The 14,475-nt window shown below is 37.4% G+C and carries 11 protein-coding genes; 2 read left to right on the forward strand and 9 right to left on the reverse strand.

Features of this window, described 5'->3' with window-relative positions; all coding sequences use genetic code 11:
* Positions 1 to 945 precede the first annotated feature (945 nt).
* The gene (locus MHH70_RS09980) at positions 946 to 2,430 is read left to right on the forward strand and encodes a catalase (protein ID WP_107941854.1); all 1,485 of its coding nucleotides are present in this window, start codon (positions 946 to 948) and stop codon (positions 2,428 to 2,430) included.
* 329 nt (positions 2,431 to 2,759) lie between these two features.
* Here MHH70_RS09980 and MHH70_RS09985 read toward each other — a convergent pair whose 3' ends face one another.
* Both MHH70_RS09985 and MHH70_RS09990 read right to left on the reverse strand, forming a co-directional pair.
* Positions 2,760 to 3,689, reverse strand: coding sequence for an AEC family transporter (locus tag MHH70_RS09985; RefSeq protein ID WP_342471415.1), 930 nt, complete (start codon positions 3,687 to 3,689; stop codon positions 2,760 to 2,762).
* Between the two features lie 94 nt (positions 3,690 to 3,783).
* Positions 3,784 to 5,556: an S-layer homology domain-containing protein gene (locus tag MHH70_RS09990; protein ID WP_342471416.1), complete on the reverse strand. Its 1,773-nt coding sequence runs from the start codon at positions 5,554 to 5,556 to the stop codon at positions 3,784 to 3,786.
* A 187-nt stretch (positions 5,557 to 5,743) separates the two neighbouring features.
* Here MHH70_RS09990 and MHH70_RS09995 point away from each other — a divergent pair, with 187 nt between their 5' ends.
* Positions 5,744 to 6,775: an S-layer homology domain-containing protein gene (locus tag MHH70_RS09995; protein ID WP_342471417.1), complete on the forward strand. Its 1,032-nt coding sequence runs from the start codon at positions 5,744 to 5,746 to the stop codon at positions 6,773 to 6,775.
* Between the two features lie 111 nt (positions 6,776 to 6,886).
* Here the strand turns inward: MHH70_RS09995 and MHH70_RS10000 are convergent, their stop codons facing one another.
* Genes MHH70_RS10000 through MHH70_RS10030 form a run of 7 tightly spaced genes read right to left on the reverse strand, consistent with a single transcriptional unit; the run spans position 6,887 to position 14,434 of the window.
* Positions 6,887 to 7,732, reverse strand: a complete 846-nt coding sequence (locus MHH70_RS10000; protein ID WP_342473190.1) for a CoA ester lyase — start codon at positions 7,730 to 7,732, stop codon at positions 6,887 to 6,889.
* Entirely contained in the window at positions 7,704 to 8,855 is a 1,152-nt protein-coding gene (locus tag MHH70_RS10005) for a CaiB/BaiF CoA-transferase family protein (protein WP_107941843.1), read from the reverse strand. The genes MHH70_RS10000 and MHH70_RS10005 overlap by 29 nt, the downstream gene beginning before the upstream one ends.
* Before the next feature lie 13 nt (positions 8,856 to 8,868).
* Positions 8,869 to 9,978 (reverse strand): zinc-binding dehydrogenase, encoded by a 1,110-nt coding sequence (locus MHH70_RS10010; protein WP_342471418.1) that lies wholly within the window; start codon positions 9,976 to 9,978, stop codon positions 8,869 to 8,871.
* A gap of 12 nt (positions 9,979 to 9,990) precedes the next feature.
* Positions 9,991 to 11,430, reverse strand: a complete 1,440-nt coding sequence (locus MHH70_RS10015) for an aldehyde dehydrogenase (protein ID WP_066170499.1) — start codon at positions 11,428 to 11,430, stop codon at positions 9,991 to 9,993.
* A gap of 14 nt (positions 11,431 to 11,444) precedes the next feature.
* Positions 11,445 to 12,635 (reverse strand): iron-containing alcohol dehydrogenase, encoded by a 1,191-nt coding sequence (locus MHH70_RS10020; protein WP_342471419.1) that lies wholly within the window; start codon positions 12,633 to 12,635, stop codon positions 11,445 to 11,447.
* A 24-nt stretch (positions 12,636 to 12,659) separates the two neighbouring features.
* Positions 12,660 to 13,937 carry a TRAP transporter large permease gene (locus MHH70_RS10025; RefSeq protein ID WP_342471420.1) on the reverse strand — a complete coding sequence of 426 codons (1,278 nt, stop codon included), beginning with the start codon at positions 13,935 to 13,937 and terminating at the stop codon, positions 12,660 to 12,662.
* Positions 13,937 to 14,434, reverse strand: a complete 498-nt coding sequence (locus MHH70_RS10030; protein WP_342471421.1) for a TRAP transporter small permease — start codon at positions 14,432 to 14,434, stop codon at positions 13,937 to 13,939. The genes MHH70_RS10025 and MHH70_RS10030 overlap by 1 nt, the downstream gene beginning before the upstream one ends.
* Between the last annotated feature and the right edge of the window lie 41 nt (positions 14,435 to 14,475).

The raw sequence follows: 14,475 nt of genomic DNA on the forward strand, positions 1-14,475 counted from the left end.
TCGCCTATAGTCTTAAAATTCCTATAAAACGTCATATATAGAGACTGTTGTATCTGTCACCTTGCTATATGTATAAAAGAATGTGCTCCTGCGGTTACTCGTCGCAAAAATATGTGCTCCTGCGGTTACTCGTCGCAAAAATATGTGCTCCTGCGGTTACTCGTCGCAAAAATATTGCTAATAGAAGTTAAGCTGTGCTATCTAGCTTAGTACATTATCATCTATTACTACAAAATATCCCCTTCTTTTTTCAATTAGTATAGCTCGTTTTCAATAACCATATAATCATAAAAGCATTATAAGCAATTACTGATAATTTATTTTCAGTTGACTACACATAGGCTAACTTTTTTACACAATCTGCTGCTTCAATATTTATCATATTATATATACATGATGTTTTTAAGCTGAACCGAGCTACAATCCTTTTACTTTTGATACCTATTTTCAAACAAAAAATGCATATATCAACGTCACATTTTTGCAACATAAAATGCGTGCTGTCTAAAGTAAAATGGTGATTTAACTTCTTTCAATAGAGGCTCCCCACCTCTATAAATGGCGAAATAAATGCATTTCATAGACTCCTTTCAGCAGATGTCCAAATCACTCACAAAAAAGAAGAGCTCAGTCTAAAAACATTGCAGCATGGGCGTAACGACTAAGTGACTAACAGCATGTTGGTGTCAGCCTTAGCCGATGTCATAGATTTTCCATGCACGCTCGAGAAAATCTGGACAAGTGTCAAGGAAGGCGTAATTAATTAGCATTTCCCCTACTTAAATCTCAAGCCTATTTACTTTTCCCCTCAAACTACAAAATTTTCTGAACAAAAAACAAATTCCTTAAATAGAATTATTATAATTTAGTAGAAATTATGATGTAGTTTTGCTATAATTATAGATGTAGAGTTTTTCAAAATACTTTTTAGGGGGAACATTCATTATGACAATGGATAAACAACGCCGATTCACAACAGCCGGTGGAGCACCTGTAGTAAGCAATCATGACTCAATGTCTGCTGGTTCACGCGGTCCACTATTACTACAAGATGTTTGGTTAATCGAAAAGTTAGCAAACTTTAACCGTGAATTAATTCCTGAGCGCCGTATGCACGCAAAAGGCTCCGGTGCATTTGGAACATTTACTGTTACTCATGATATTACAAAATATACAAAAGCAAAAATTTTCTCTGAAGTTGGGAAGAAAACAGAAATGTTTGCACGTTTCTCAACAGTAGCTGGTGAGCGTGGTGCAGCAGATGCTGAGCGCGATATTCGCGGCTTTGCTTTAAAATTCTATACAGAGGAAGGTAACTGGGACTTAGTTGGGAACAACACGCCTGTATTCTTCTTCCGTGACCCATTACACTTTACAGACTTAAATCACGTTGTTAAACGTGACCCGCGCACGAATATGCATAACGCTAATTCAAACTGGGATTTCTGGACTTCATTACCTGAAGCACTACACCAAGTAACAATTGTTATGTCTGACCGTGGTATTCCAAAAGGCTATCGAAATATGCACGGTTTTGGCTCACACACATATTCAATGATTAACGCTAACAACGAGCGTGTATGGGTAAAATTCCACTTCCGTACAGAGCAAGGTATTGATAATTTAACAGGCGCTCAAGCTTCTGAAATTATCGGTAGCGACCGTGAATCTTCACAACGCGATTTATACGAAGCAATCGAGCGTGGCGATTTCCCGAAATGGAAAATGTACATCCAAGTTATGACTGAAGAAGAAGCACGTAATTTACCATACAACCCATTCGATTTAACAAAAGTTTGGTATAAAGGTGACTTCCCATTAATTCCTGTTGGTGAATTCGAATTAAACCGCAACCCTGATAACTATTTTGCAGAGGTAGAACAGGCGGCATTCGCACCATCAAATATTATTCCTGGTATTAGCTTCTCACCAGATAAAATGCTACAAGGACGTATTTTTGCTTATGCGGATGCACAGCGTTACCGCCTAGGTGTAAACCACTATATGCTTCCTGTAAACGCGCCAAAATGTCCATTCCGTACATTCCACCGCGATGGTGCAATGCGCTTTGATGGCAATTTAGGCTCAACACTAAGCTATGAGCCAAATAGCTACGGCGAATGGGAGCACAATACAGAGCTAGCTGAACCACTATTACGCATTGATGGTGACGCGGGTATTCACGACTTCCGTGCAGATGATAACAACTACTTTGAGCAACCAGGTAAGCTCTTCCGCTTAATGTCACCTGAAGAGCAGCAACGTCTATTTGAAACGACAGCAGCTGAAATGGGTACTGTAGAAGAATTTATTAAACGCCGCCATATTTTACACTGCTACTTAGCTGACCCTGCTTACGGTGAAGGTGTGGCAAAAGCAATGGGCTTAACACTAGACGGTATGGATTTAACAAACCCATACACTAGATAATAGCAACACTTAATTCAACAATCGTTTTATCCCACATTAACGGGTAGTAAGACGCCCACTTTGAGACCTAAGTGAAAATATGCTAAAGGCTAAGTAGGGATGAGGAAAACCCCTACTGATTGAAGTTTCATTTTATACCGACTAAAGAGGAAGCTATCCGAAAAGGTAGCTTCCTTTTTACAATGTAATGAAAATTCCATTTTCACTTATTCGCTTTCATTCGAAGGAAAATCTGCTAAACCCAGTGTTTCTTCCGTCTTCAAAAACGCTCTTGCTATTTTAACAAGTGAAAACTTTGAAGAAGCACCATCGACAGCCCCTCCCTATTTTTAACCAAATAATATCTCCGACATATAAATGACAACTGTGACAGTAAGACAGCTAACAATTGTAGAAAACAATACTGTTTGCGCTGCTGTGTCCGACTCCACGTCATATTCTAGCGCTAAGCTAGAGCTATTGCGTGATGTCGGAAAAGCACTGGCAATAAACAGCGATTGTGCCACAACCCCATCAAGCTGAAGTGCAATAATAACGACTAAAGCACTAGCAGGTCCTACGATAAGACGTGTAAAGCAGCTAATAAAAACTACCTTATTAAACATTGCCCGCATTTCAATTTGGGAAATTTGCGCCCCTAGTGTAATAAGAGCAACCGCAACAAAGCCATCCGCCACATAACGCATTGGAATATAAATTGGCTGGGGGAGTGTAATGTGCAGGACATTTAATGAAATCCCCACTATCAACGCATAAATAATAGGCATTTTTAAAAAATCTTTAATAATTTCCTTGCCCGATTTCGATGTGGAAATCAAGTTGTACAAACCATATGTATAGGTCGTTATATTTTGAAAAATAACCATAATGACTTGAATAGCTACACCAATTGGCTGTGTCGCAAAAATCATTTGTGCTACAGGTATTCCGTAATTTCCAGAATTAATTAAAACAACACTATTTTTAAATACTGCTGCCTCCTGCCTTGGAAGATGAAGTAATTTTGCAATAAAGTGGCCGAGTAGCATTTGTGCGCCGATAAAAAAGAGAATAAATAATAAAACTTGAGCAATCAAGCTGGGCTGAATAGCTGTTTCATATAGGTTTAACAACACAGCGGCTGGCATAAAGCAATACGTAATCAACTGCGACATCGCCTTTAAGTTAAAGGAAAACTTCTTTTGCAATAAGCCCCCGATAAGTAGCAATAATAAAATCGGTGCTACAATATTGAAAAAGATTATCGATAAATATTGCATGCAGCTTTCCTCCTTTATTCGTGATAAAAGCGTAAAAAACCAACATTACAAAGTTGATTTCTCACGCTTTTTTCAGACTCAATCCGATTTCTACTTAAAGTAAGTTTGCTAGTTCCATTGTGATATACAGTATTCTTGCCATTTCAGAGCGTGTTAAAGTAGCATTCGGTCTAAATTCGCCATTTTTACTAGGTGTAAAAATATCTAATGTATCCATTAACGCAATACTTTTTTGCTCTGCTTCCGTCAGCATATATACATCTGTATATTTTAAGTTTCCAGCTCTTGAAATTTGATAAACATCTACGCCTAAATGCTCCAAATAGCGGTCTAAAATAACGGCTGCCTGCTGGCGCGTTATTTGTCCATTCGCATTATAATAGACTCTTCCTGAGCCGGGCATAATCCCCGCTTCATGTAACGCCTGAACTTCCTTCACATAAGCTTTACCGCGCACATCATTAAAGGGTGTAGCACTAGAAGATGATAAGTTCGCAGCTCGTGCTAGCATTACTGCGAATTCTGCGCGCGTTACTACTTTCTTCGGTAAATAGCTACTGCCTGTCGCATTCGTCAACATGCCCCTTCTTCCTAATTCATTTATATAGTAGGCGTTCGGGTCCCCTTCTATATCAGAATAAATAGAAGCAGACTGATTAACTATTGCTTCAAAAATACCAGACGTTTTCGCTTTCACAATGAAAGCATCCTTCTCCACTTTTAACGGGACTCGCGTTCGTTTTAATTTCCCCTCTATTTTGTAGACAATCGCATTTCTTGAAACTTTAAATTCCTGTGCAGGGAGAGTAATTTCTACATATTCCCTAAAGCTAATATCATTGCCTCGCGCTTTTGTAGAAAAGTAAAATTTATCGTTCTCAACCGTTAATGTTACTGCAACTGTACCACTAACACCTTTTAAATCTTGAATTGGTAGCTTCACCTCAACACCATTTGACGAGGTAATCGTAATTGGCTGCTGCTGGTAATAAATAATATCTGCTGGAACATAGGCAAATAGCTCATCACCACTTCTGACAAATTGCAAATCCGCGCTACTATCCGGCACAATTGTTCCATACTCGTTATCAGGAATATAACTTAATGATGCCGGTCTACTGTCATCTTTCACTTCGACAATGCCCGTTAAATCCTCTTGCTTTGTATTTGGGTGTGTAGGCTGCTTCGGTGGTCCCGATGGATTTTTCCCGTATGCCTCTTCTAGTCTTTCTAATTTTGATATTGTCGTCACATATTGCTTTGCCTCGTAGGAAAGGCGATTGTAATATGAGCGCGCATTAGCTAACATCGTTCCCGAAGATTGTCTTGTCACATTCGCCATATATCTATCAAACGCTGCTGCGCTTGCTTTTGCGGCTGCAATAATCGCTTCTTGCTTTGCAATTTCCTGTAGTAGCTTTGTTAAATATAAATAACTTTGGCTTGTTACACGACCTTTTGCCAGTGCAGACAATTCATCATATGCGGCCTTTACTGCATAAACCTCCTCTTTTGAGGAACTATATGTAAGGCGATAAATCATTAGCTCGATTGCTTCTGCATCCGCCTTCGCTTTTTTTTCTGCAGCTTCTTGCGCATTTTTTAAACGTTCCTCTGCAGCGACAAGTCGAGCTATTACATTACTTTGAATAAGTGCCCTTGCTTCGGCAGAAAGGGCATTATAAGCAAAGCGCGCTGCATATACTTGCTCTGCTGTTGAATTATTTGTTAATGCGTTTATTTTTTTCGTTACCTCTTCCGCTTGCTTTTCCGCATCTGATGCTTCAGCAGCATAGCTTATAGGCGCTGCAACAAAAGCTACAGAAGCAGACAACAGCAGCGCTGTAGCCATTTGATTCTTTTTCATCGGCTCTTTCCCTCCAAGCATTTACTTTTCGTCAATATACCTTAATTACAATTATAAACATAAATACTAAAAAGACATAGTATTAATATGCACTGCCATTTAGGACGATTTGCTCCTTGAATTTTACCTCGCAGTCAGTCACACTAGAAGTAACAGCTACTGTAGGAATTTGAAGGGGGGAGCTTTTGTGTTTAGAACGATTTTCAATACAGTTGTCATTGCTGCCTGTTTTTTTATACTAACCGCCTTACACGCAGAAGCAGCGGGATTTAAAGATGTACCGAAGGAGCATTTTGCCTATGATGCTGTACTATGGGCACAAAAATATGAAATTATTAATGGCTATAGTGACGGTACATTCAAACCAAATGAAATGATTACAGAACAGCAATTCGCTAAACTATTAGCTAATTATTTCGAGCTAGAGATAGTAGAGGATGAACTAAAAAAGCAAACGACAACAGAACTATGGTCTGACGAATTTTATAATTCATTGGCAAGCTACGGTGTTCCGCTAAACGGCTATTTACATAATTCCATTCGTTCCCAACCTGTTAAGCGCGGTGTTGTGGCACAAGCCATTGCTCACTTAGCAGATGCACAACAAAACTTAAATAGCTCTATCGAATTTTTATTGGAGCACTCCATATCAACAGGACAAAATCCAAAATACGAAAACCGCGACTTACAAAAGTTTTTCGGCTCAACAAACAATATGACCCGCGCGCAAGTTGTGACGCTACTATATCGCATGGACTCCATGGATTTCTACTATATTTCTGAGGATGCAGAAGCCATACACAAAAATGAGGATAACAATTCCTTAAACGAACGAGCTATAGAAGCAAAGAAACAGCTAGATGCTTCCCTTCAGCAAAACCCATCAAGCAGCAATCTGTGGAATGGCAACTACCGCTATGTCTACCAGTGGGGCAAAGGACAATATGAGCGTAATGCACGCTATGTAACAATTTCAAGTGCAAATAGCAAGGATTTTTATGTCAGACTCTCCGCCTATGATGGTAAATATGAAGGTACAACAGAAGGCTACGCTGTTATCACATCTGCTAAAAAAGCAATTATGCAAGAATCAATCAAAGGGAACCGTTGCATTATCGAATTTGAGCACTTAAATAATGCAATTAAAGTGACAGAAATTGACTGTAGTGCCGAACGCACAAATGGCACAAACTTTTCAGGGACATTGCGGAAGCAATAACCCTAGAAAACTACGTTTACTTATGTACCTAGTAAAAAGCAAAAAGGTGTCTGAAAGCAGAGCATTTGCACGCTTTTCAGACTCCTTTTCTTTAAGCTGTTCACCAAAAATCTATTCACTCTCTTCAAGTATTTTCTTCATTCTTAAGTAAACAGGTGTATCAATCATAATATTTTTATAGGATATCGTTTTATAGTTATTGTGTTCATAAATTTCTACAACTTCATTTGCTAATTTAATTTCTTCTTCTGAATAGGAGAAAACATTGGCAATGGTTTCTAGTTGTTTTGGATGGATTGCTAGCTTTCCATAATAACCAATTTTTTTAGCAAACTCACTTTCTTGTTGCAATACAGACAATCTATCAATAAAGATACATGGAGCATCTAGAGGAGCTTGCTTATTGAATCGTTTCGACAATAGCGCCATTGTAATGCGCATTTCGTTCAATAAAGGATTATCTATCAAATTATCCCCTGCTATATCGAATTCATTTGCCATATCTATTGCACCGAATGCAATCCGCTCAACCGAACCTTCCTTTAATATCTCCTGTAAATTATAGTAGCCATTCACCGTCTCAATCAACGGAATAATACAAGGTGTAACCGATTGTGTTGTTAATAAATCTTCAATTATTTTTACTTGGGTGGCATTTTCACATTTAGAAAGAATAACACCTTTGAATAGCTTCATATTAATGTTTTTCAAATCATCCTCATATAAGTTACTATCAATCGAATTGATTCTTAAATAAACTTTTTTAGAGGTCGGATTATTTGTCATAAAATCTTGAACATTTTTCCTCGTGACGGATTTTTCAGCAATGGGAACGGCATCCTCTAAATCAATAATAAAATAATCAGCCTCTAGCTGTGCGTGAATTTTATTTAATGCTCTTGTATTGTTGCCCGGGATAAATAACCAACTAGTAATTGTCAGGCACCTCCGTTCGATAACGCTCTATAATTTCTGCTGTATGCTGCCCTAAGCTAGGAATATCCCCCCAAGCAGTGGCGATATTATTAAAGTTCATCGGGGATTTCAACATTGAAATTTCCCCTACATCTGAAGCAACAGGGGCCCATTTATTATAAAAAGCAAGCTGCGGATGATTAATTAATCCATTCACATTGTTAAAATTAGCATTTGCAATTCGGTAGTCTTCCAATAATCTTTCTAAATCCTCTTTTTTGTAGTCACAAGTAATTTTCTCAATAATCTTCTTTAATTCTTCCTTATTCATTACACGATTTGAATTTGTTACGAATTTTGGATGATTGATTAAGCTTTTATCTTTTAAAACCTCTTCGCAAAAGATTTTCCATTCATCATTATTTTGAATGGCAATAAATAATCTTTCCCCATTTTGCACTGTAAAAGGACCATATGGATAAATGGTAGCGTGGTCAACACCGCTTCGTTTTGGCTCTTCTCCACCATAAGTATAATAAATCGGAAAGCTCATCCATTCCGCAATAGCCTCAAGCATCGAAATTTCAATAATTGTCCCTTTACCAGTGTTCATACGATGAATGATCGCCGCTAAAATTGAAGTAAAAGCATACATGCCACTCGCAATATCCACAATGGCAATACCTGTTTTTGCTGGTAAATCTGGTGTACCCGTTATACTTAATACGCCTGCTTCTGATTGAACGAGAAGGTCGTATGCTTTTTTATGACTGTATGGACCTTCCTTTCCATAGCCCGAAATACTGCAAATGATTAAGTGAGGATATTTTTCATGTAATGTCTGCACATTTAACCCTAAACGGTCTAACACACCGGGTCCTAAATTATTTAGTAATACATCCGAATCCTTTAAAATAGCGTGTAACAATAGGATGTTTTTTTTATCCTTCAAATCTAACTCAACAGATTTCTTCCCTCTATTTAACCACACAAAATTACTAGACATCCCATTTGCAGTTTGGTCATAATGTCGTGCGAAATCTCCTGTAACAGGCTTTTCAATTTTAATAATTTCCGCACCTAAATCAGCTAATTGTCTACTCGCAAATGGGGCTGCTACTGCGTGCTCCAATGAAACAACTTTTATATTTTGTAAAGGCATCATTAACAAACCCTCCTTAATCTAATATAACGAGTGGCTTAATCTCTTTAAATGCTTTCATATTTTTTAAGGCTTCATTAATATCCTTCAGTTGGTACTCATTTGTAATAAGCTTATCAAATGGTACTTCATGCTGATACTTTTCAATAAAGCACAGTGCTTGATGATAGTGGCTAATATCTCCAGAGTATGAGCCAATTAATGTTAAATTTTTTGCTGTAATCATTGAAGGCATAATTTCCACTTTGCCCGACCCAAGCTGTCCTACGATTACATATTTCCCATTTTTCCTTATATATTGAAGCCCCTCTTCCACAGCCCCAGGAAACCCTGAGTACTCCATTACAATATCCGCACCTAGCTGATTTGTTATTTCATTAATTTTAGCCTGACGTTGCTGGATTGTTTGTATTTCTGCAATATCGATAATATAGTCAGCACCGATGTCCTTAGCTAGCTCTAAACGTTCTTTCGGTCCACCAATGGCAATGACATTTTTTGCTCCGGCCTTTTTAGCAACACAAATCGCTAATAAACCTAGAGGACCTGTCCCCTGAATTATTATATTGTCCTCTGAATTGATTTTTCCTAATTGATTGAAGCTGTTCATGACAGAACGAAATGCACAGCTACATAAGCTAGCTAGCTTTGAACTTACGCCGGCTGGCACTTTTACTCGCCCCGAACTAGGTAAGATATAACCATATTCACTGAATCCACCCATTAAATACGGATATTTTTCCATTGTTTCATACATATATTGTCTCCGATGTGTACAAAGCGTAGGCTTTTTTTCAACTGTACAGTAATAACAATTGCCACAATCTCCATGCGCCCAAATTACTCTATCTCCAACCTTCAATTCAGTTCCAAGTGAATCTACCTCGACGCCAGCACCTAACTTAATAATTTCTCCGACCATTTCATGACCAAGAATGACTGGTAAATCCACCTTTAAATTTAATTCACCTTGCCATAAATGAACGTCTGTCCCACAAATTGAGGAAATTTTATTTTTTACTAATATTGCATTTTCTTCGATTTCCTCTGGAATTTGCACATCCTCTATTTGAAGGTCTTCTCCAAATTTTCTTAATACCGCCGCCTTTGAATATTTAGGAATCATTGTAGCACCGCCCTATTCTGTTATATCTACCATTATTGTTTTTATTTCAATATATTCGTTGATTGCTTCTGTACCGTTTTCGCGTCCAATTCCACTCATTTTGTAGCCACCATAAGGTACGCTCCAATGAATTTTTCTATAATTATTTATCCAAACGGTTCCACTTTGTAATTGCCCTGCGATGCGATGTGCCTTCGAAATATTTGTAGACCATAGCCCTGCCGTTAACCCATATTTCGTTTCATTCGCCATTTCTACCACTTGCTCTTCTGTTTCAAATGGCAAAACGGCTAAAATAGGACCAAACACTTCTTCCTGACATAAATAAGAGTCGTTATTTATATTCGTTACAATCGTTGGGGAAAAATAATAACCTTCCTCGTGACCATCAATTTTTAATTGCTCGCCACCATAGGCTATTTGTCCACCATCTTGCTTTGTTTTCTCGATAAAATCATGTAACTTTTCGAGCTGTAATTTATTTGCAATAGGGCCCATTTTGGCATTTTCATCAAATGGATTTCCAACTGTTAGCTGCTTTGTTTTTTCGACAATTTTCTTGAGGCACTCTTCATAAATTGAGGCTTCAATAAACACTCGAGAGCCGGCTGCACACGTCTGCCCAGCATTAATAAAAATACCTCGTACAGCAGCATTAGTAGCCTTTTCAATATCTGCATCCGCAAAAATAATATGTGGTGCTTTTCCACCCAATTCAAAAGTAACCTTTTTTAATGTATCGCTTGCTTGTTTAGAAATGTGAACTGCTGTGTTTGTTGAACCAGTAAATGCAATTTTATCAATTTCTCTATGTGAAGAAAGCGTCTTTGCAACGTCAAGGTCCCCAGTTACTATATTTATAACTCCCGGTGGGAACCCCGCCTCTACAATTAAATTAGCAAATAATAAAGCAGATGCCGATGTATCAATTGCTGGTTTTAAAACAACGGTATTGCGTGCCGCTAATGCAGGTCCAATTTTCCATGCCAACATTAATAATGGAGAATTCCATGGCACGATGGCTCCGATTACCCCTATCGGCTCTTTCTTTATATAACTAAAAACGTTTTTGCTAACTTCAACATATTCGCCACGCAATTGCCCTGTAATTCCCGAATAATAATAGAGCCATTCAGCTACCATAGGAATTTCATTATTCACTAGCTCGCTATATAGCTTTCCATTACCCATACATTCAATTTTAGATAGCTCTTCCTTATTTTCTAAAACAAGGTCTCCTAGCTTTCTTAGCAGCCTACTCACTTCTACTAATTCAGTATCCTTCCACTTTTCAAATGCAGTTCGTGCAGCTTTAATTGCTAGCTCTGTTTCTTGTTCAGAAGCATATGGAACCTCTGCCCATTCTTGACCATTCATCGGACTAATAATTCTTTTGTAATTTTCCGTTTCTACAAATTCATTGTTAATAAAAATACCAGCATATTTTTTCATAATATCCTCCTAAATTAGTCAAATGCCATTTCAAAAACAGCTAATAAATCCTTCTCATCCATTTGTCTAGGATTAATATTCATCAATCTTGTAATTCCCATTGTTTCTTTCGCCATTGCAGGTAGGTCATCTCGCAATACGCCTATTTCCTGCAATTTCGTAGGTAAATTTATTTTCTTTAATAGGTCTATAAAATAATTAAATATCTCGACATTTTTATCTAAGCCCTTTGATTCTTTAATACAAATTCTGTGTAGTTCTATGAATTTACTCAGATTTGATGAAAAATTATATTTGATTGCATACGGCATCATCAGCCCCGTTATTTCTCCATGCGGTGAAGGTGCACGACCAGCAACTGCATAGGCTGCTGCATGAGCCATTGATGTTCCAGCGTTTGAAAAGGCTAGACCAGCCAATAAGCTGCCTAGAAGCATATCATGACGCGCTTTGTAATTTTGACCGTTTTTCACTGCTTCTTCTAAACTACCTGTAATTAATTGAATTGCTTTTTCTGCAAATAAATCAGACATCATCGTAGCTCCTCTAAAATCAGCTACATAGTCCTCAGCGAAATTGGAATAATCCTTAGCAGTGAATGCCTCTATCGCATGGACTAATGCATCAATACCAGAGCAAGCAGTTACCCTTGGTGGCATACCTAATGTTAGTAGAGGGTCTAAAATAGCAAATTGAGGTTTAATTTTTTCACTCGAGATACCTACTTTTAGATGCTTATCTAAATCATTTACTACTGCAACACCGGTAACTTCTGAACCTGTACCTGCCGTTGTTGGAATAGCAATAATAGGTGTAACCTCAAAATCAATTGTGTGGTGATAAAAAGTATCAAGAGGCTGATCGGTGTTCAGCATAAATGCAACCATTTTCGCTAAATCAATACAGCTCCCCCCGCCCAAACCAATTACTACATAAATATCTTTATTAGAATAGCTTTTCAGCACCTCTTCAACATCTAAATTAGTTGGCTCTGGCTTCGCCTCATCGTAAATTTCATAAGGTATCGCATAGGAAATAAGTTTATCTTCTAATTTTTGAAGAATTCCCGACGCTTTGATACCTTGGTCAGTTATGATAAGTGTCTTCTTTTGAGCATATTTTTTATAAATATGCTCTAATTCATTTAGTGCTTCCTTTCCAAAGAAAATATTGCCTGAAAATTTATATTGCCAATAAGATTTCATCTTTTGCACCTTCTCTATCTATTTTTATAAGAACCACGTTGTTAAAAACGGCACATATGCCACAATAAATAAAACAACTACTGAAATTAAAAGGAATTTCCATGTGTTAGGAATCATCTCCATAACAGAGCAATTATTCACTTTCGCAGAAACGAAAACATTGGCTGCTAAAGGAGGGGTTAATAAGCCAATTTCAATTGTCGTTACTAAAATAATTCCAAAATGAATTGGATTAATATCAAATGTTATTGCTGCAGGTGCTAATAGAACGGCCATTAATAATACCGCTGCATTCGTTTCCATAAACATACCTACAATGAACAAAATAACAATCATAATGAAAATAAATACATATTTATTATCTGTAATATCAATAGCTAGCTCTGTAATCATTTGCGGAATTTGCTCTAAAGTAATCATGTAATTGAATAAATTACTGAAAGCTATAATTCCTAAAATAGCCGCTGAAGAAATCGCTGCTAATTTAAAAGGCTGGAATACTTTTTTAATTGGTAGTTTTTTAGTTACAATAGCTAAAACTAATCCGTATAAACAAGCTACTGCTGCCGCTTCTGTCGGTGTAAAAATACCGCTATAAATACCACCTAGTACGATAAATGGCATAAATAAAGCAGGAATTGATTTTACAAATGTTTTTCCTAAAGAATCGGTAGCTTCTGGTTTTACAGCCTCAGAAGTTGGAATACTATTTGTCGGATGATAAACTCTTTTCAATAAGACTTTATGAAGTATTAAATAAGCTATAACAAAACATATACCCGGCACAATTGATGCAATAAATAAATCAGCAATTGATACGCCTACCGTAGCGCCGTATAAAATTAGTGGTATGGAGGGTGGAATAAAAACACCTAATAGTCCAGCAGCTGCAATGAGTGAGGCTGTATATCCTCTGTCATAGCCCCTTTCCACCATTTTTTGACCGATTGAACTACCAATTGCCGACACTGTAGCAACTGACGAGCCTGTAATCGCTCCTAAAAAAGCACTTGCTAGAACAGTTACATAGCCTAAGCTTCCGTACACTTTCTTCAATAGTTTTTCCGATAAATCAATTAATTGCGAGATAATGCTACCTTGTGACATGATTTGACCAGCTAAAATAAAGAGCGGTATTGCTAGTAATGCGAATGATGAAACAGCTTGATTTGATAGCGATGCAAAGGATGCAGATGGAATATTAAATATTTCTCCACCTATAAGTGCACTTAAGGCAAAAGTTAGCCCAATCGGCACACCAATCATTAGTAACAGCAATAATATTATGACAATTAATACCACTAGACTTGCCTCCCTTTATTGAGCGCTCTTAACTCTTTTATATCTTTAACTACATTGCTTGCACTATGGACTAACATGAGAAGGATGCCAAGAACAATTAGCCCGTACGGTACAGCTAATGGTATTCCTACCTCTAAAGTTTTTTCCTTACTTGCTACTACAAATCCAAAGAATGCCCAAGAAATATTAATAAATAGTATTGCGAAAACAATAATGATGATGTCCACAATTAATTTAAAGATTAATTGTACTTTCTTACTTTTAATTATTTGATTCAATTCAATAGCAATATAGTCCCTTGTATAGGTGATAGCGCTCGCACCGATAAATGTAATAACCGTCATACCAATCGCGGCATATTCAGGCATCCCCAATGAATGCCAGCCTGCTAACCTCCCGATAATTTGTAAAACAACAGCAAGCATAATAACAAGAAGGGCTAGCGCAATAAATGTTTCTTGCACTTTATATAATCTATTTTCAATCTTATTCCACATTTCGTACCTCCCGATATGGAATGGGGCAAGACGCCCCATTA

Source organism: Metasolibacillus sp. FSL H7-0170 (genome assembly GCF_038593115.1).
In the GTDB taxonomy this organism is placed as follows: Bacteria; Bacillota; Bacilli; order Bacillales_A; family Planococcaceae; genus Metasolibacillus; species Metasolibacillus fluoroglycofenilyticus.

Excerpts from the sequence above, each read along its gene's own strand:
- MHH70_RS09980 (WP_107941854.1), top strand. The coding sequence starts at position 946 with ATGACAATGGATAAACAACGCCGATTCACAACAGCCGGTGGAGCACCT.
- MHH70_RS10010 (WP_342471418.1), bottom strand. The coding sequence starts at position 9,978 with ATGATTCCTAAATATTCAAAGGCGGCGGTATTAAGAAAATTTGGAGAA.
- MHH70_RS09990 (WP_342471416.1), bottom strand. The coding sequence starts at position 5,556 with ATGAAAAAGAATCAAATGGCTACAGCGCTGCTGTTGTCTGCTTCTGTA.
- MHH70_RS10020 (WP_342471419.1), bottom strand. The coding sequence starts at position 12,635 with ATGAAATCTTATTGGCAATATAAATTTTCAGGCAATATTTTCTTTGGA.
- MHH70_RS10030 (WP_342471421.1), bottom strand. The coding sequence starts at position 14,434 with ATGTGGAATAAGATTGAAAATAGATTATATAAAGTGCAAGAAACATTT.
- MHH70_RS09985 (WP_342471415.1), bottom strand. The coding sequence starts at position 3,689 with ATGCAATATTTATCGATAATCTTTTTCAATATTGTAGCACCGATTTTA.
- MHH70_RS10005 (WP_107941843.1), bottom strand. The coding sequence starts at position 8,855 with ATGATGCCTTTACAAAATATAAAAGTTGTTTCATTGGAGCACGCAGTA.
- MHH70_RS10015 (WP_066170499.1), bottom strand. The coding sequence starts at position 11,430 with ATGAAAAAATATGCTGGTATTTTTATTAACAATGAATTTGTAGAAACG.